This window comes from Alistipes communis (assembly GCF_006542665.1).
GTDB lineage: Bacteria > Bacteroidota > Bacteroidia > Bacteroidales > Rikenellaceae > Alistipes > Alistipes communis.
In genome coordinates this window covers 3,104,045-3,121,225 of the sequence record NZ_AP019735.1, presented here as the reverse complement: position 1 = coordinate 3,121,225, position 17,181 = coordinate 3,104,045, and the positions used below count along the sequence as shown (strand labels likewise).

General features: G+C 61.7%; 16 protein-coding genes. 12 read left to right on the top strand and 4 right to left on the bottom strand.

Features of this window, described 5'->3' with window-relative positions:
* The first annotated feature begins 163 nt into the window (after nucleotides 1–163).
* The 5 genes from FMF02_RS12780 to FMF02_RS12760 all read left to right on the top strand — a co-directional run bounded on the left by FMF02_RS12780 (nucleotide 164) and on the right by FMF02_RS12760 (nucleotide 6,061).
* Nucleotides 164–2,575, top strand: coding sequence for a TonB-dependent receptor (locus FMF02_RS12780; RefSeq protein ID WP_141413410.1), 2,412 nt, complete (start codon nucleotides 164–166; stop codon nucleotides 2,573–2,575).
* Between the two features lie 64 nt (nucleotides 2,576–2,639).
* Nucleotides 2,640–3,746 (top strand): alanine dehydrogenase, encoded by a 1,107-nt coding sequence (gene ald, locus FMF02_RS12775; protein ID WP_141413409.1) that lies wholly within the window; start codon nucleotides 2,640–2,642, stop codon nucleotides 3,744–3,746.
* Between the two features lie 183 nt (nucleotides 3,747–3,929).
* Complete coding sequence (locus FMF02_RS12770; protein ID WP_019129364.1) at nucleotides 3,930–4,559, top strand: HAD family hydrolase; 630 nt, start codon at nucleotides 3,930–3,932, stop codon at nucleotides 4,557–4,559.
* Between the two features lie 186 nt (nucleotides 4,560–4,745).
* Nucleotides 4,746–5,759 carry a GTPase ObgE gene (obgE, locus tag FMF02_RS12765; protein ID WP_019129365.1) on the top strand — a complete coding sequence of 338 codons (1,014 nt, stop codon included), beginning with the start codon at nucleotides 4,746–4,748 and terminating at the stop codon, nucleotides 5,757–5,759.
* Complete coding sequence (locus tag FMF02_RS12760) at nucleotides 5,759–6,061, top strand: MGMT family protein (RefSeq protein ID WP_141413408.1); 303 nt, start codon at nucleotides 5,759–5,761, stop codon at nucleotides 6,059–6,061. Before obgE ends, FMF02_RS12760 begins: the two co-directional genes overlap by 1 nt.
* 201 nt (nucleotides 6,062–6,262) lie before the next feature.
* On the opposite strand, the gene FMF02_RS12755 is transcribed toward FMF02_RS12760, so the two are convergent.
* Nucleotides 6,263–6,949: a YggS family pyridoxal phosphate-dependent enzyme gene (locus tag FMF02_RS12755; RefSeq protein ID WP_019129367.1), complete on the bottom strand. Its 687-nt coding sequence runs from the start codon at nucleotides 6,947–6,949 to the stop codon at nucleotides 6,263–6,265.
* Between the two features lie 79 nt (nucleotides 6,950–7,028).
* Here FMF02_RS12755 and FMF02_RS12750 point away from each other — a divergent pair, with 79 nt between their 5' ends.
* Together FMF02_RS12750 and lpdA are read left to right on the top strand one after the other, a co-directional pair.
* Complete coding sequence (locus tag FMF02_RS12750; RefSeq protein ID WP_244611581.1) at nucleotides 7,029–8,711, top strand: C69 family dipeptidase; 1,683 nt, start codon at nucleotides 7,029–7,031, stop codon at nucleotides 8,709–8,711.
* A gap of 52 nt (nucleotides 8,712–8,763) precedes the next feature.
* Nucleotides 8,764–10,131: a dihydrolipoyl dehydrogenase gene (lpdA, locus tag FMF02_RS12745; RefSeq protein WP_141413407.1), complete on the top strand. Its 1,368-nt coding sequence runs from the start codon at nucleotides 8,764–8,766 to the stop codon at nucleotides 10,129–10,131.
* A 53-nt stretch (nucleotides 10,132–10,184) separates the two neighbouring features.
* On the opposite strand, the gene FMF02_RS12740 is transcribed toward lpdA, so the two are convergent.
* From FMF02_RS12740 to serB, 3 genes are read right to left on the bottom strand one after another with little or no spacing between them, the layout of a single operon-like run.
* Entirely contained in the window at nucleotides 10,185–10,985 is an 801-nt protein-coding gene (locus tag FMF02_RS12740; protein ID WP_141413406.1) for a DUF5689 domain-containing protein, read from the bottom strand.
* The gene (locus FMF02_RS12735) at nucleotides 10,963–11,739 is read right to left on the bottom strand and encodes a DUF5689 domain-containing protein (RefSeq protein WP_141413405.1); all 777 of its coding nucleotides are present in this window, start codon (nucleotides 11,737–11,739) and stop codon (nucleotides 10,963–10,965) included. Before FMF02_RS12735 ends, FMF02_RS12740 begins: the two co-directional genes overlap by 23 nt.
* Before the next feature lie 4 nt (nucleotides 11,740–11,743).
* Nucleotides 11,744–12,967, bottom strand: a complete 1,224-nt coding sequence (serB, locus tag FMF02_RS12730; RefSeq protein ID WP_019129372.1) for a phosphoserine phosphatase SerB — start codon at nucleotides 12,965–12,967, stop codon at nucleotides 11,744–11,746.
* A gap of 86 nt (nucleotides 12,968–13,053) precedes the next feature.
* Between serB and FMF02_RS12725 the strand changes: the two genes are divergently transcribed.
* The 5 genes from FMF02_RS12725 (at nucleotide 13,054) to FMF02_RS12705 (ending at nucleotide 17,179) form a co-directional block, all read left to right on the top strand.
* Entirely contained in the window at nucleotides 13,054–13,968 is a 915-nt protein-coding gene (locus FMF02_RS12725) for a mechanosensitive ion channel family protein (protein WP_019129373.1), read from the top strand.
* Between the two features lie 16 nt (nucleotides 13,969–13,984).
* Entirely contained in the window at nucleotides 13,985–14,467 is a 483-nt protein-coding gene (locus tag FMF02_RS12720) for a hypothetical protein (RefSeq protein WP_141413404.1), read from the top strand.
* Between the two features lie 84 nt (nucleotides 14,468–14,551).
* Nucleotides 14,552–14,959 carry a DUF5606 family protein gene (locus FMF02_RS12715; RefSeq protein WP_026074694.1) on the top strand — a complete coding sequence of 136 codons (408 nt, stop codon included), beginning with the start codon at nucleotides 14,552–14,554 and terminating at the stop codon, nucleotides 14,957–14,959.
* A 270-nt stretch (nucleotides 14,960–15,229) separates the two neighbouring features.
* Complete coding sequence (locus tag FMF02_RS12710) at nucleotides 15,230–15,700, top strand: methylglyoxal synthase (protein ID WP_026074695.1); 471 nt, start codon at nucleotides 15,230–15,232, stop codon at nucleotides 15,698–15,700.
* A 336-nt stretch (nucleotides 15,701–16,036) separates the two neighbouring features.
* On the top strand, nucleotides 16,037–17,179 hold the full coding sequence (locus tag FMF02_RS12705; RefSeq protein WP_141413403.1) for an aldose epimerase family protein: 1,143 nt from the start codon (nucleotides 16,037–16,039) through the stop codon (nucleotides 17,177–17,179).
* The last annotated feature ends 2 nt before the right edge of the window (nucleotides 17,180–17,181 follow it).

Below are 17,181 nucleotides of genomic sequence, written 5' to 3'. Positions count from 1 at the left end.
GTGCAAGGTATTTTGCAGGTTGTTGTCCACAAATATATCGATTCTTTTCCGAAAAAGCAATACCCCCCCCCGCAGTGTGCGGATAATCGGGAAAATCGCTATATTTGTAGTATAATCAGGCTTATAAACCGTGCGAATAGTTCGTGAAATACTCTTTTCGGTTTTGTTGTTGCGCTGTTCGGGCGCGCTTGCGCAGGCGTTCGACGACGAACCCTATTACCCCTTTGCACCCTACGAGGAGGAGCGGATGCCCGAATTGGAGAGCGATTCGCTGCTTTTTTACCGTGCCGTGCAGCAGGCTGACGACCTTTGGGCAGAGGTGTCGGCATTCCGCTTTTCGGCTGTTTCGTATCGCCGGCGGGGCGAAGACTATGCCTTGTCGCCCGTTTTGCTGGAAGGTGCGGAGGTGTCGTGGCGTTATCTGACCGCGCTTCGGCGGTTGCAGGCCGAGACGCGGTATGTCGCCGGTGCACGTCCGCAGGTCGGGAGGCTTTCGGTCGGTACCGGAGCGACGGCGGTGTCGCTCACCGAATACGATCCGGTGCCGGGCGGGGCGCTGGCCCTGCGTGCGGCGACCCGCAACTATCGCGCCGGTGCCGAAGGCTCGCTGGCGTTCGAACTGCCCCGCAGGTGGCACCTGGCCGTGACTGTCGACGGGCGTTTCGGGCGCGATGCGCTCGTCGACGGCGTTTATACGCGGCAGACGACGGCCGCCCTGCGCGTCGGCCGCCGCACGAGGGGCGACGGATACTGGACGGCGGTGTTCGTCGTGCCGTTTGCCGAGCGCGGTTTGCGTTCCTCTTCGGTGGAGGAGGCGTTTATGCTGCGGGGTTCCAATTACTACAATCCCGCATGGGGTCGTCAGGCGGGCGATGTGCGTAACAGCAGGGTGCGGCGCGAGGGGTTGCCGCTGGGTATCGCCGCTTATTGCGGCCGGATCGGCGGGTCGACGCTGTTGCGGGCATCCGCCGCAGTCGAGACGGGCATACGGCGCCAGAGTTCGCTGGCCTGGTACGACGCTTCGACGCCCCGTCCCGACAACTACCATTACCTGCCCAGTTACTTCACGGGCGAGGCGTTCGAGGCCGTCGACGCCGTGTGGCGCGCCGGCGACGAACGCTATACGCAGATCGACTGGGCGGAGCTCTACCGCCGTAACCGGATGCAGCCTGACGGCGAGGCGCTCTATGCCCTCGAAGATCGGGTGGAACGTCCGCTGCGGATGCAGACGGCGATTCGTATCGAGTCCGAGGTCGATCCACAGTTGACCGTCGCCTGCGCGCTCAGGGTCGATTACGATGCGCCGCGCCGGTATAAACAGTTGCGCGACCTGCTGGGTGCCGGCCGTCTGACCGACATCGATCATTTCCTGCTCGACGACGCGACCTACTCCAACCGTTTGCAGAACGACCTGCGCCACCCCGACCGGACGGTGGGCGAAGGCGACCGTTTCGGCTACGACTACCGCACCGTCCGCTGCGAGGTCGCGGCCGACGGTGTGGTGCGCTACCGTTCGGACCGGTGGACGGCGGAGTTCGGCGCAAGCGTGGGGCGCTGCGTCGTCCGGCGGCGCGGATTCTATGAGAAGGAGTTGTTTCCGGGCGCCGGCTCCTACGGCGGTTCTTCGCGGTTGCGGTTCACACCCTACGCGTTGCGGGCCAGCGCCGGCTATGCCTTTTCATCGCGCAGCTATCTCGAAATCTCGGCGTCGGCGTCGGCCGCGGTGCCCGACGTGGAGGATCTGTTTTTGCAGCCGCTCTACAACAACCGGACGGTGGACGATCCGTCCCTGTCGCGCCGCTACGGTGCCGAACTGGGTTTCGTCCGCACGGGCGGGGCCTTCGAGCTGCGGGTGACGGGCTACCTCGCGGCGACGCGGGATGGAATCCGCACTACCCGTTTTTTCGACGACCTCTCCTACGAATACTGCGATATGACGGTGCGCGGCATCGGCCGGCTCGATTACGGCGCCGAGGCGGCGGCCCGACTGCGCCTTACGTGGAATTGGAGCCTGTCGGCCGCCGTCGGTGCGGGCAGCCACACCTATGCGACGAATCCTTCGGTATGGCTCTACACCGATGCGGGCAACGAGCTCCGCGCCGACGGCGTCACGAGTTACATGAGCGGTCTTCGGCCCGGCGGCACGGCCTCGCTGGCCGCGACGGCAGGCGTGCATTATTTCGGCCGTTCGGGGTGGTATTTCTCTGCCGATGCGTCGCTGGTCGCCGGACGATGGGTCGCGCCGTCGTTCCATTACCGGACTTCGCGTGTGGCGAACCAGGCCTCCGATTCGCCCGAAACATTCGCTCTTTTCATGGAGCAGGAGCGGCTGGACGACTCCTTTACGGCCGATGTCTCGGCGGGGAGAATGTGGCGGCTGGGCGCGTCGAGACTGTCGGTCACGCTGTCGGTACGCAACCTGCTCGACGACCGTCGCACGGTCTACTCCGCCTACGAGTCCGATCGGGTGCGGCGCCTGCGCAGCGGTGCCGAGTCCTTTTACCGTCCGTTCGCTACGAGCCTGCTCTATGCCTACGGCCGCAGCGCGACGTTGACCGTGAGTTATAAATTCTAATAAAATCGTTGGAATTCGTTTTTAATTTCGCTAAATTGCTCTCGTAAAATTAAAACATATCGTTATGATCGTCGGAATTCCAAAGGAAATTAAGAACAACGAGTATCGCGTATCGCTTACGCCGGCCGGAGCCATGGAGCTCGTTCGGCGGGGGCATACGGTCTACATCCAGAGCGGAGCGGGCGTCGACAGCGGATTCGCGGACAAGGAGTATCAGGCCGTGGGGGCGAAACTGCTGCCCTCGATCGAGGAGGTCTACGCAACGGCCGAGATGATTATCAAGGTCAAGGAGCCGATCGCACCGGAGTACGGGCTGGTTCGTCCGGGACAGCTGCTTTTCACCTATTTCCATTTCGCCAGCAGCGAGGCGCTCACGCGGGCCATGATCGCGTCGGGCGCCGTGTGCTGCGCCTACGAGACGGTCGAACGCAGCGACCGTTCGCTGCCGCTGCTGATCCCCATGTCGGAGGTCGCGGGCCGCATGGCCGCGCAGGAGGGACGCTACTTCCTCGAAAAGCCGCGCGGCGGCAAGGGAATCCTGCTGGGCGGCGTGCCGGGCGTGAAGCCGGCCAAGGTCTTCGTCATCGGCGCGGGCGTGGTCGGTACGGCAGCGGCGCGCACGGCGGCCGGAACGGGTGCCGACGTCACGATCTGCGACGTCTCGCTGCGGCGGCTTACCTATCTGGCGGACGTGATGCCCCGGAATGTCAAGACGCTCATGTCGTCCGAGTACAACATCCGCGAGGAGCTCAAACACGCCGATCTGGTGGTCGGGTCGGTGCTGATTCCGGGTGCCAAGGCGCCGAAGCTGGTGACGCGCGACATGTTGAAACTGATGGAGCCGGGTACGGTCATGGTCGACGTAGCGATCGATCAGGGCGGCTGCTTCGAGACGTCGCGGCCCACGACGCACGAAGATCCGGTCTACTATGTCGACGGCATCCTGCACTACTGCGTGGCCAACATCCCCGGTGCGGTGCCCTATACGTCGACGCTCGCGCTGACCAATGCCACGCTGCCCTATGCCTTGCAACTGGCCGACAAGGGGTGGCGGCGCGCCTGCGCCGAGAACGAAGAGCTGCGGCTCGGTCTGAACATCGTCGAAGGGAAGGTCGTCTACCGCTCGGTGGCCGAAGCGTGGGGGCTTCCCTACGAGCCGCTGCAAAGTTGATCCGCACCGTGTCGGACGATCCGGCCGCCCGTAGGCGGCCGGATCCGTTTGCGGAGACCGGATGCTTTTCGGGTTCGGCGGCCGGCCCCGATCGTGCGGGCGTCGGAACATGCGCCGGCGTGCGGGGGAGCGTTTGCGTATTTGCCCGAATTTGCCTATATTCGCCTCTCTAAAAAGCGGATTATGATCAAGAATCTTGTTTTCGACTTCGGGGGGATCATCGCCGACTTCGAGTTTTCGCGGGCGCTGGCGGCGTTCGAACGCGTCGGACTGAAAAATCCGGCGGAATATCTGGACAGCTATCACCAGCGCGGGTTCTTCCGCGAACTCGAAAGCGGCCGGATCGGGGCCGACGAATTCGTCCGGCGGCTGGGCGAGTGCGCCGGTCGGGAGGTGAGTTATGCCGAGGCGCGCGAGGCGTGGCTGGGGTTCTTCCTGCTGCCGGTTTCGCTCGAACGACTGGCCTGTTTGGAGGAGTTGCGCCGCGACTACCGGCTCTATGTGCTGAGCAACACCAATCCCTTCGTGATGGACTGGGCGCGCAGCAGCGAATTTTCGCCTGCCGGAAAGCCGCTCGACGCCTATTTCGACAAGTTGTTCCTCTCCTACGAGATGAAGTGCATGAAACCCGATCGGGCGATTTTCGACCGCATGGCGGCCGAGGCCCCGCTCGTTCCTGCCGAGACGCTCTTCATCGACGACAGCGCGGCCAATGCCGCCGCCGGCGCGGCGTTGGGTTATCGGACCTTCTGCCCGCGCAGCAATTCCGACTGGCGGGAGGAGGTCCGGCGGATACTCGGAGCCGGCGTCTGAACCGCGACGGGGATTTCCGCTTCCGCTTTTCGCAGCAGAGGATCGGCAAAATGCAAACGAGTTTGCTTTTGCCCTCGCTTAATCGTACTTTGGCTGACGCCGAAGATACTCCCGCTCGGCAATGTTCAAATAAATTTGACATTGCCCTCGCTTATTCGTATCTTTGTCCCCTTAAATCGACGTAATATGGCTGGTTCGAACTTTGTAGACTACGTGAAGATTTTCGCCCGTTCGGGGCACGGCGGTGCCGGTTCGGCGCATTTCCGTCGGGAGAAGTTCGTCGCCTTCGGCGGCCCCGATGGCGGCGACGGCGGACGGGGCGGCAGCATCGTTTTGCAGGGCGACAGTCAGTATTGGACGCTCATCCACCTCAAATACCAGCGCCACCAGTTCGCCGAGGACGGCGAGGGCGGGTCGGGTGCCCGTTCGTCGGGCAAAGATGCGCGCGACATCGTCATCCCCGTGCCGCTGGGCACGGTGGCCAAGCGTGTCGTGGAGAACGAGCAGGGCGAGACGGAGTTGGTGCCCGTGGGCGAGGTGACGGCCGACGGCGAGCGGCTGGTACTGCTCAAAGGCGGCCGCGGAGGACTGGGCAACTGGCACTTCAAGAGTGCGACGAATCAGGCGCCGCGTTATGCGCAGCCGGGCGAGGAGGGCGACGAAGGGGCTTTCGTATTGGAGTTGAAGGTGCTCGCCGACGTCGGGCTGGTCGGATTCCCGAATGCCGGCAAGTCGACGCTGCTGTCGGTCGTGTCGGCAGCCAAGCCCAAGATCGCCAACTACGCCTTCACGACGCTCGAACCCAATCTAGGTATCGTCGAGTGTCGTGACGGCAAGTCGTTCGTCATGGCCGACATCCCGGGCATCATCGAGGGGGCGCACGAGGGGCGCGGACTGGGGCTGCGCTTCCTGCGCCATATCGAGCGTAATTCGGTGCTGTTGTTCATGGTGCCGGCCGATGCCGACGATATTCGCCGCGAGTACGAAATCCTGCTGGGCGAGTTGACGCAGTACAATCCGGAGTTGCTGGACAAGCAGCGGTTACTGGCCGTGACGAAGAGCGACATGCTCGACGAGCAGTTGATCGCCGAGATGCGGACGCACCTGCCCGAAGGGATTCCGGCGCTTTTCATCTCATCGGTGACGGGATACAACATTCCGCAGTTGAAGGATCTGCTGTGGGAGGCGCTGCATAAGTAATGGGGGAGTTCGACGCCGAAATTTACGATATCGTCCGCCAGATACCGCCGGGCAGGGTCGTGACTTACGGACAGTTGGCGCGGCTCGCGCAGCGTCCCCGTTGGGCGCGGCGGGCGGGACGGGCGCTGGCGAATGCTCCCGAAGGATTGCCCTGTCACCGCGTCGTGAACAGCAGCGGAAGGCTTGCGCCCGGATGGCCGGCTCAGCGGGAGTTGTTGGAGCGCGAGGGCGTGACGTTTCGCCGCAACGGCTGTGTCGATCTTTCGAAACACCTGTGGGAGGAAATCGCACCGATTGCATGAGCCGTGCGGCAGGGAGAGGGAAAAGCTTCTTTGTAACAATCCATTCGTGTTCGGTATCTTATATTTCGGCATCGCGAACGGTGCCGGCAGCGGACGAAAATTCGGAATGTTCGTTGAAAATAAGCATAACGAATCCGCCCCTGTCGCGATCGTTGCGGCAGGGGCGGATTTTCAGTATCGGCGGCGGGATTCGGCCGGAGGTCAGACCGTCGCCTCTTTTTCAGCGGCCGCGTAGTCGCGTTTGCCGAAGATGAGCGACCCGATGCGTACCATCGTCGTTCCGTAGTCCAGCGCCAGCGGATAGTCGTCCGACATGCCCATCGAGAGCGTGTCGAACGAGGAGTCGAAATACGCTTCCAGCTCCTTTTTATATTGTTGCAGCAGTTCGAAGTCGAGCCGTACGCGGAATTCGTTGGAGGTGTAGGTGGCGATACCCATGACGCCGCGCACGCGGACGCCTTTCATGGCTGCCAGTGCACCGCTTTTGACGTATTTCAGCAGCGCGTCGTAGGTCCATCCCGACTTGGTCTCCTCGTCCGCGACGTGGATTTCGAGCAGAATGTCGATTACGCGGCCGTTGCGGATCGCCTCGTCGTTGATTACCCGGATGAGCCGTTCGCTGTCGGCCGAATGGATCAGCGCGACGAAGGGGGCGATGAGCTTTACCTTGTTGGTTTGCAGGTGCCCGATCATGTGCCATTCGATGTCCTTGGGCAACGCTTCGTATTTTGCGGCCAGCTCCTGCGGCCGGCTCTCGCCGAAGATGCGTTGTCCTGCGGCGTAAGCCTCTTCGATGAGGGCCGGGGCGTGCGTTTTGGATACGGCCACCAGCGTGACGCCTTCGGGCAGTGTCTCCCGCACGTCCGATAATTGACTTCTGATCGACATACTCTCTCTTTTTTCGGTTAACGCTCGGGTAAAATTAGATAATTTTTTCGTATTTTTGACCGCAAACCCGATTTTGTTTATGAAGAAGCCTTTATTTTGTCTGCTGACGGTCTTGACGCCGTTCCTTTTGCTCGAAAGCACTCCTGCCGGAGCGTGTACCAACTTCATCGTCACGCGCGGCGCTTCGACCGATTCGACGACGCTGGTGAGCTATTCCGCCGATTCGCATGCGCTGTACGGCTGCCTCTATAAGTTCAACGCACCGAAGGGCGGGTTCCGTCCGGGCGAAATGCTCTCCGTCTACGAGTGGGACACGGGGCGTTATCTGGGCGACATCCCGCAGGTGGAACATCCCTATTCCACGGTGGGGAACATGAATGAACATTCGCTCATCATCACCGAAACGACCTACGGCGGCCGCGGCGAACTGGCCGATTCGACGGGACGCATGGACTACGGTTCGATGATCTACATCACGCTGCAACGCGCCCGCACGGCGCGCGAGGCGATCCGCGTGATGGCCGATTTGGCCGATACCTACGGCTATGCGTCGGAAGGCGAGTCGTTTTCGATCGCCGATGCGGACGAGGCGTGGATCATGGAGGTGATCGGCAAGGGTTTCGAACCGGACGGCAAGGGCGGCAACGCCCGCAAGGGAATCGTGTGGGTGGCGCGCCGCATTCCCGACGGTTATGTGTCGGGCCATGCCAATCAGGCGCGCATCACGACCTTCCCGCTCGACGATCCCGATAACTGCCTCTATTCGCCCGACGTGATCTCGTTCGCCCGCGAGATGGGGTACTACGAGGGACCGGATGCGGAGTTCAGTTTCTGCGACGCTTATGCGCCGGCCGATTTCTCGGCGCTGCGTGCCTGCGAAGCCCGCGTGTGGAGTTTTTTCCGTCGCGTGGCCGACGGAATGGACACCTATACCGACTACGCGATGGGGCACAATCCCGCCAACCGGATGCCGCTGTGGGTGAAACCTTCGAAAAAGGTCTCTCCCAAGGAGGTATTCGATGCCATGCGTGACCACTACGAGGGGACGCCGATGGACATGACCAGGGATCTGGGTGCCGGCGGCTGCGGGCTGCCGTATCGCTGGCGGCCGATGTCGTTCGAAGTCGACGGTACGGAGTACGTCAACGAACGCGCCACGGCCACGCAGCAGACCGGTTTCTGGCTGGTGGCGCAGGCGAACCGTGCGGCGGGCGACGATCTGGGGATTCTGTGGTTCGGCGTCGACGATGCCGCCACGTCGTGTCTTACGCCGATCTATTGCTCGATCGATCGCGTGCCCGAATGTCTGAGCGAAAACAACGGGTCGATGTTGAAGTATTCCCCCACGTCGATGTTCTGGCTCTTCAACCGCGTCACGAATTTCGCCTACCTGCGCTACGACCGCATGTCGAAGGATTTGCAGGCGGTAGCCGATCGGTGGGAGAATCGGGTGCTCGGCGAGGTGCGCGAGGTCACGGCCGAGGCGCGGAAGCTCGAAGGGGAGGCGCGCGTGAAGTACGTGACCGACTATTCGGTGATGATGGCCCAGACCTTGTTCGATCTGTGGAAGCAGATGGACGAATATTTGCTGGTGAAGTACATCGACGGCAATGTGAAGGGCGAGACCGAACCCGGCAAATTCAAGGATAACGGCAACGGCCGCGATATCCCGGGCGAAATACTTTTCCCGGGTTACGACGAGAAGTGGCAGCGCGCCGTGGCGGCCGACAACGGCGAGACGTTGAAAGTAATTAAAAATTAAGGGGTGACGGGTTGTGTAAAGGACAATCCGTCCCGTTGAAAATACATACGTTATGAACCATTACGATATTCTGGTGATCGGCGGCGGCCCGGGCGGTATGGGTGCTGCGCTCCGAGCCGCGGAACTGGGGCGCAAGACGGCGCTCGTCGAACGCGCCGAGCTGGGAGGCGTCTGCCTCAACTGGGGGTGTATCCCCACCAAGGCACTGCTCAAAAGCGCGCAGGTCTACCACTATTGCCGCACGGCCGATGCTTTCGGCGTGACGCTCGGCGGCGAGGCGAAGCCCGATATGGCGCGTATCGTCGCCCGTTCGCGCGGCGTCTCGGAGACGATGCGCAAGGGCGTCGGGTTCCTGCTGGAGAAGAACAAGGTCGATGTGTTGCGCGGCGAGGCCCGTCTTGCGGGCGAAGGCCGTGTGATCGTGGCCGACGAAACGGTTTCGGCCGACCATATCATTCTGGCGACGGGGGCGCGGCCGCGCGAAATGCCCTTCATGCCGATCGACCACGAGCATGTCCTCTCGTCGCGCGACGCGTTGGTGCTCGACGAATTGCCCGAATCGATGGTCGTCGTCGGATCGGGTGCCATCGGCTGCGAGTTCGCATCGTTCTACGCTGCGCTCGGCGTGCGGGTGACCGTGGTCGAGTACCTGCCGCAGTTGATGCCGCTCGAAGACGAGGAGGTGGCGCGGACGATGGAGCGGGCTTTCCGCAAACAGCGTATCGCGGTGATGACCTCCACGACGGTCAAGTCCGTGACGGTCGACGGCGAGGGCCGGTGCCGCGTGCGCATCGAAGGCAAGAAGGGCGAGGAGGAGCTTACGGCCGACAAGGTGCTTTCGGCCGTCGGCATCAAATCCAACATCGAAGGACTCGGGCTGGAGGAGCTGGGCGTGCGTGTCGAACGCGACAAGATCGCGGTGGACGAACATTATCGCACCAATGTCGAGGGGGTCTATGCCGTGGGCGACATCGTGCCCGGACCGGCATTGGCCCACGTCGCGTCGGCCGAAGCGCTGCACTGCGTGGAACATATCTGCGGCGTCGAATCGGATCCGGTGGATTACTCGGTCATCCCGTCGTGCGTCTTCACTTCGCCCGAGGTGGCGTCGGTCGGCCTGACCGAGCGCGAGGCGCTGGCCCGGGAGATTCCCTATACGGTGGGGCGCTATTCGTTCATGGCCTCGGGCAAGGCTGCGGCCGCCGGCGAACGCGACGGCTTCGTGAAACTGCTTTTCGACGCCGACCGCAAGCTGATCGGGGCGCATCTGGTAGGAGCCAGCGTGACCGAGATGCTCGCCGAGCCTGCGCTGGCCTGCCGTCTGGGGGCCACGGCGCGGCAGATCGCCCGTACGATCCATGCCCACCCGACGATGAACGAAGGGGTGATGGAAGCCGCGGCGGCGGTGCCGGAGCGCTGATCGGCGCGGCGGGAGAAAAAGGCGGGGTGCGATCTTGACGGTTGCACCCCGATTTATTGTCGGTCGAAGAGGATTTCGTGGTTGGTGATGCGAAGGCGGTAGCGGCCGTTGAAATACTCGACGATGCCGCAGAGCGTTCCTTCGCCTGCGGGCAGCGGTTTGCGGGCATAGTCGCAGCGGCGGTCGGTGCGGACGACGAATTGCCGGCTGGCCGTATCGAGAAGCGTGCGGTCGGTCGTGACGGGGTCGCCGGTTTCGGGGTCGAAGTCGCACCATGTCGTCGCCTCCTCGGCCAAACGCACCCGGTCGAAGCGCACGTAGCGGCTGATGTGGCGGGGTGCGACCTCCTCGAAACCGAGCGTCAGCGGTTGCCGGCGCGTAGCGGCCGGTGTCACGGCGAGGTAGCGCGCCACGTCGGCCGCGGGGATACGGTCGACGCAATAGTCGCCCGTGGGGAACGTTCCCAGCAGCAGCGTGCCGCCCTCGCTGCCGAGCGCCAATCCCTGACAGTTGATCGTGACGAAGTCGAACAGACGGCAGGTGCGGTAGAGCCGTTCGTCGTCGATCGAGAGGACGATGCCGCCCGTGTCGTCCTCCACGACGATCTCCTTGTAGAATTCGCCCGCGGTGTCGTTGGCCACGATGTGTCCCTGAATCGATATTTCCTGCGTGATGCGGGTCGTGCGGTCGTGGTAGAGCGATTTGAGGACGCTGATGCTCTGGACACCGATCGGCGGAACGTCACCCTCCTGCGCATCCTTTTCGTACGACAGCCGGTCGTCGTCGCGGCATCCTGCGATGCCGGCGGCAAGGAGTGCCAGTGCGCAGAGGCTAATGCGTGCAGTCGTTCTCATCGCGCATTTGGAGGATGAATTGTTTGCCGTAACTGCCGGCCGTGCCGTATTCGAGCACACCCGTCAGCGAGCACTCTCCCGCCGGAATCTCCCGATCGGCGAAACGGGCGTAAGCACTCGTATAGACGGCGATCGTCCGCCCCGCGGCGTCTTCGAAAAGCCGGTAGCCCTCCCACGTTTGCGGGACGGCCTGTTCCGCGTCGGGGCGGAACCGCAGGGCGTCGATACGAACCAGACGGCCGCACGACGCCGTGCCGAGTCGTGCGATTTCGCACGGTGTAGCGAGGGGTTCCTGCCGTTCGCCCGTAGGATGCAGCAGCCGTTCGAGCAGTACGCGCGAGGAGATGTAGCCGGTCGGGTAGGGGCTGTACGCATCGGGCGGCAGTCCGATCTGTAATACGCCGTTCCGCTCGCCGAGCGCACAACCCCGCAGCGAAACGGTCAGGCGGCAGCCCGGCGGACAGATCGTGTAGAGATTGTATTCGGCGATACGCAGTTCGGCTCCGCCCGTGCCGTCGTCGAGCACCAGCGTGCGGTAGAAGTTACCCGCTTCGTCGCTCGACACGACCGTACCGCCGACGGTCAATTCCTCGCGGACGACGACGGTTTCCGCATGGAGAAATGCGTGCAGCGAGGCGATCGTGATGTTCGCCGCCGGAGCGTCGGCCGGCGTATCGGGCACGTCGAAACGGTCGCGGCATCCGCACGACAAGCCGCACAGGGCGAGCAACGCGATGACGACCGGCCGTTTCATTCCCTCATCGTTCGATCCACGAATCTTTCAATCCCAGGAAATAGAGGATGCCGTCGAGGCCGATCGTGGAGATCGATTGGCCGGCGGTGGCCTTCACCTTCGGTTTGGCGTGGAAGGCGATGCCGAGTCCCGCGAGCGAGAGCATCGGCAGGTCGTTGGCGCCGTCGCCCACGGCGATCGACTGGGCGATATTGATGTTCTCGAACTGGCACAGAAGCCGCAGCAGTTCGGCCTTGCGGCGGCCGTCGACGATCTCGCCCGCGTAGCGTCCCGTGAGACGGCCGTCGACGATCTCCAATTCATTGGCATAGACGTAGTCGAAGCCGAACCGCTGCCGCAGGTAGTTGCCGAAATAGGTGAAGCCGCCCGAAAGGATCGCCGTCTTGTAGCCCACGCGTTTGAGAATGGTCATCATGCGTTCGAGTCCTTCGGTAATGGGCAGCTGTTGCGCGATCTCCTCCATGACCGAGACGTCGAGCCCTTTGAGCAGCGCCACGCGCTCGGTGAAACTCTCGCGGAAGTCGATCTCGCCCCGCATCGCGCGTTCGGTGATGGCGCGCACTTGCGCGCCGACGCCCGCCCGTTCGGCCAGTTCGTCGATCACTTCGGTCTCGATGAGCGTCGAATCCATGTCGAAACAGATCAGCCTCCGGCTGCGGCGGAAGATGTCGTCGCGCTGGAACGAGATGTCCACCCCGTTGTTCGAGAAGGACATGAACTGCTCCTGAATGGCCGTCGTGGCCTCCTCGGTGAGCGATCCGCGCACCGAGAATTCGATGCACGACTTGGGCGCCCGTTCGTCTTCGTGCAGCGGAACGCGGCCCGTCATGCGCTTGATCGCGTCGATGTTGAGCCCCTGCCGCGAGATCACGCCCGCCACGTCGGCGATGTGGCGCGCCGTGAGCTGACGCCCCAGCAGCGTGATGATGTAGCGGTTCTTGCCCTGCATACCCACCCATGCCGTGTAGCGCTCCTCGCTGATGGGCGTAAAGCGGATGTTGATGCCCAGCTCCGAAGATTTGAAGAGCAGCTCCTTCATGATGGCACCCGATTTGTCGGAGGTCGTCTTGATCAGGATTCCCAGCGTAAGCGACTGATGGATATTGGCCTGGCCGATGTCGAGAATGAAGGCGTCGTAGCGCGCCAGGATGTCCGTGAGCGACGACGTGAGGCCGGGCTGGTCCTTTCCGGCTATGTTGATCTGGATGATTTCTACCTGAGATTCCATGATAGGATGTTAAATGTGCAGACAAAATTAGTGGTTTTTTCGGATATAAATAGTACTTTTGTAACTTAAACGATAAGAATTTGCTTATGCTGGGATTTTTTCTGGAAGCGGAGACGCTGATTCTGCCCGACAGCGTGCAGAAGGCGCAGTGGAAACAGATCGTCGAACGGTTCACTTCGCTCGACGCCGAGACTTTCCTGCGTGACTTTACGGGACAGGTGATCTGGGTGGCGTTGAAGATCGCCGTGGCCTTCGCAATCTATGCCGCCGGGCGGTGGATCATCAACCGGCTGGTGCACCTGATGGACGCGTCGTTCGACCGCAGGCAGGTGGACAAGTCGCTGCGCTCGTTCCTGCGCAGCCTGGTCAAAGGTGCGGCCTATACCATTCTGCTGCTGATTATCGTTCAGCTGTTGGGCTTCAATACCACGTCGCTCGTCGCGCTGCTCGCGGCGTCGGGTTTCGGTATCGGTATGGCGTTGAGCGGAACATTACAGAACTTCGCCGGAGGCATAATGGTCATGTTCATGCATCCCTACCGCATCGGCGACTACATCGAGGCGCAGGGGCAGGCAGGTACGGTCAAGGAGATACGTCTCTTCTCGACGGTGGTCACCACGACCGACAACAAACGGATCTACATTCCCAACTCTTCGATTTCGAACGCCATCGTCAACAACTATTCGTCGGAGACGATGCGCCGTGTCGAATGGAAAGTCTCGCTCGCCTACGGCGACGACGTGGCGGTGGCCAAACGCACGATGCTCGCCATGCTGGAGTCCGACAAACGGGTGCTCCATACGCCGGATGCGCCGGCCGATCCGTTCGTGGCCCTGTCGGAACTGGCCGACAGCGCGATCGTCGTGGTGGCGCGGACGTGGACGCTCAACGGCGATTACTGGGATCTCTTTTTCGATATGAACGAGCGGTTCTACAACGAATTGCCGCAGCAGGGGTTGCATTTCCCCTTCCCGCAGCTGGATGTGCATCTCGACAAATAAATACGGAAAACGAACGATGAAGAAGCTGATTGTATGGGCGGTGTTGTCCGCTGCGGTTGCGGTGCTGCCGTCGTGTGGAGACGATGAGGGCGAGGGATGTTCGACGCCCGTGATTTCGGAGGTGAACTACTCGCCGAAAAATCCGTCGAAGAGCGAAGAGGTGACCGTGACGGCCAGGATACGCAACGAACATTGTCCGTTCCAGGCCTGTGTGACCTACCAGGTGGATTCGATTACGGGTACGTGGGGCAATACGACGGAGAGCTATCGCTCGACCGATCCCGTCTATTCGACCGTGGCGGGCGAGACCTACGACTTCATGGCCAAGATTCCCGCCACGAAGCTGACCGGTCGCAAGGTGCGTTTTATGATCGAAGTGACGACGCAGCATCGCCTCTATGTCTCTTCTGATTTCGAGGAGTATGTCGTGCCCGGTCCGATCGAACCCGATCCCGACCAGCCGGGCGATTCCGGCGAGAGCGACGGTTCGGAAAAATAGCGGGGTGTAGACGCTCGTGCGCCGTTCGCGGCGGAAGGTTAATGAGAATTTATTATTTTGTACGAACTTAATTCTTGAAGGTTTATGGAATTGAAGGAGATTTTGGCAATATCGGGACAGCCCGGGTTGTATAAGTATGTGGCGCAGTCGACGAACGGCGTGATCGTCGAATCGCTGCTCGACGGGAAGCGGATGAATGCTTCGGCGTCGTCGAAGGTGAGTGCCCTGACGGAGATCTCGATCTTCACCGAGGGCGACGACCTGCCGTTGGCCGACGTGTTCACCAATATTTATAACCACACGGGCGGCAAGGAGGCGATCAGCCACAAGGAGGCTCCCGAGAAGTTGAAGGCCGCTTTCGCGGAGGTATTGCCCGACTACGACCGCGATCGCGTGCATGTGTCGGACATGAAGAAGGTCTTCATGTGGTACAACATCCTGCTCGGCGCGGGATTCACCGAATTCAAACTGCCCGAGACGGAGGAGGAATAAGCCCTCCCTGTTCGCAGTCCGTACCTGCCGTCCGCCGCGATGCGGGCGGCTTTTTGTTATCAAAATGTAAAATTCGGGGGCGGCCGTTTTGCCGATTCGTTTTTTGTATTATTTTTGTCTCCGGTTGCGATGCGCCGATGCCCGATTCCCCTGTTTTATCGGGGCGGGAGGGGGCGGAGCCGCGATACCGGAACGTCTGTCGGAAACGACGCTTCCCGCAAGCGGGGAATCCTTCCGAGCGCGGGAAGCGATGATTGAAAATAAATGACGATGAAAGAGAAGAAGAAAGTTGCACTGGTGGCCCACGACAACATGAAACGCGATCTGGCGGAGTGGGTCGACTGGAATTGGGAGATTCTGCTCCGGCACCACCTGGTTTGTACCGGAACGACGGGTAAGATGGTGACGCGGACGCTGACGGAGCGGGGCGGTGCCGAGGAGATCTCGCATTTCGACATCACGCTGCTCAAATCCGGCCCGCTGGGCGGCGACCAGCAGCTCGGTTCGATGATCGCCGACGGGGAGATCAGCGCTCTGATCTTCTTTTGGGATCCGATGTCGGCGCAGCCCCACGACGTGGACGTGAAGGCCCTGCTGCGCATTGCGACGCTCTACAACGTCCCGACGGCGATCAACCGCTCGTCGGCCGATTTCCTGATCTCGTCGCCGCTCTTCGAGCACGACGACTACCGGCCCGTGGTGAAGGACTACACCTCCTACATCGAGCGGGTGTTGAAATAGCGGTGCATGGAACGCCGATGCAAAAGGGGGTCGACAGACCCTCTTTTTCGTTTGCAGCGAGGGGGCGAACCACCGAGTTCGTTTTCCGAAGCGCTTCGCTCGACAGCGCGGGTGCTGTCGGCAGTCCGCCGCCGTTCCATGCGCGGATCGCATCCGCTTGTGCCTGTCGTGCTACCGGAGGCGAACTGCCTGCAATTCGGAGAAGGGGTGCTTGCGTATAACCGTATTTTTTCACTATCTTTGACTGTGTCTTAGATACTCCGCCTCGGCAATGTTCAAATAAATTTGACATTGCCCTTGCTTATTCGTATCTTTATCCGATCTAAGAACCTGAACATGAAGAAAACGTTACTTTGCTGGCTGGCGGCCCTCGGTGCCGCGGCCGTGATTCCGGCCTGCGGCGGCGCTGCGGGCGATAAAAGTTTGTCGGGGCTCGACCGCGAACGGTTCCGCTCCGAGGTGAACGGCCGGCCGACCGACCTCTACACGCTGACCAACGCCGCGGGAATGGAGGTTTGCATCACCAATTTCGGCGGCCGGATCGTATCGGTCATGGTGCCCGACCGCACGGGAACGCTGCGCGACGTGGTGCTCGGATTCGACAATATCGCCGATTACGTGCGGATTCCGTCGGATTTCGGTGCGTCGATCGGGCGGTATGCCAACCGCATCGGTCACGGGCGGTTCGTCCTCGACGGCGATACGGTGCGCCTGCCCGTGAATAACTACGGGCACTGCCTGCACGGCGGCCCCGACGGGTGGCAGTATCGCGTTTACGAGGCACACCAGCCCGACCCGCAGTCGCTCGCCCTGACATTGCATTCGCCCGACGGCGATGCGGGATTCCCCGGCGCTGTGACTGCGAAGGTAGTCTACCGCCTGACGGAGGACAACGCCATCGACATCACCTATGAGGCGACCGCCGACCGGCCGACGGTCGTCAACCTGACGAACCACTCCTATTTCAACCTGTCGGGCGATCCTACGCATCCGATTCTCGACAACCTGCTGACGATCGCCGCCGACGGCTATACGCCTGTCGATTCGACCTTCCTGACACTCGGACGGATCGATTCGGTCGGAGGTACGCCCTTCGATTTCCGGAGGCCGAAGGCCATCGGCGCCGAAATCGACTCCGACGACGAGCAGCTGCGCAACGGCCACGGTTACGACCACAACTGGGTGCTGGCCACGGCGGGCGATCTGTCGCGTCCGGCCGCACGGCTCGTCTCGCCCGTGTCGGGTATCGCATTGGAGGTCTTCACCGACGAACCGGGCATCCAGGTCTATGTCGGCAACTTCCTCGACGGGACTGTCCGCGGGAAACACGGCATTCCCTATGCACACCGTACGGCCGTCTGCCTCGAAACGCAGCACTATCCCGATTCACCCAACAAACCGCAGTGGCCGTCGGTGGTGCTGCGTCCGGGAGAGACCTACCACAGTCGTTGCATCTATCGTTTCTCGGTCGACAAGTAGGG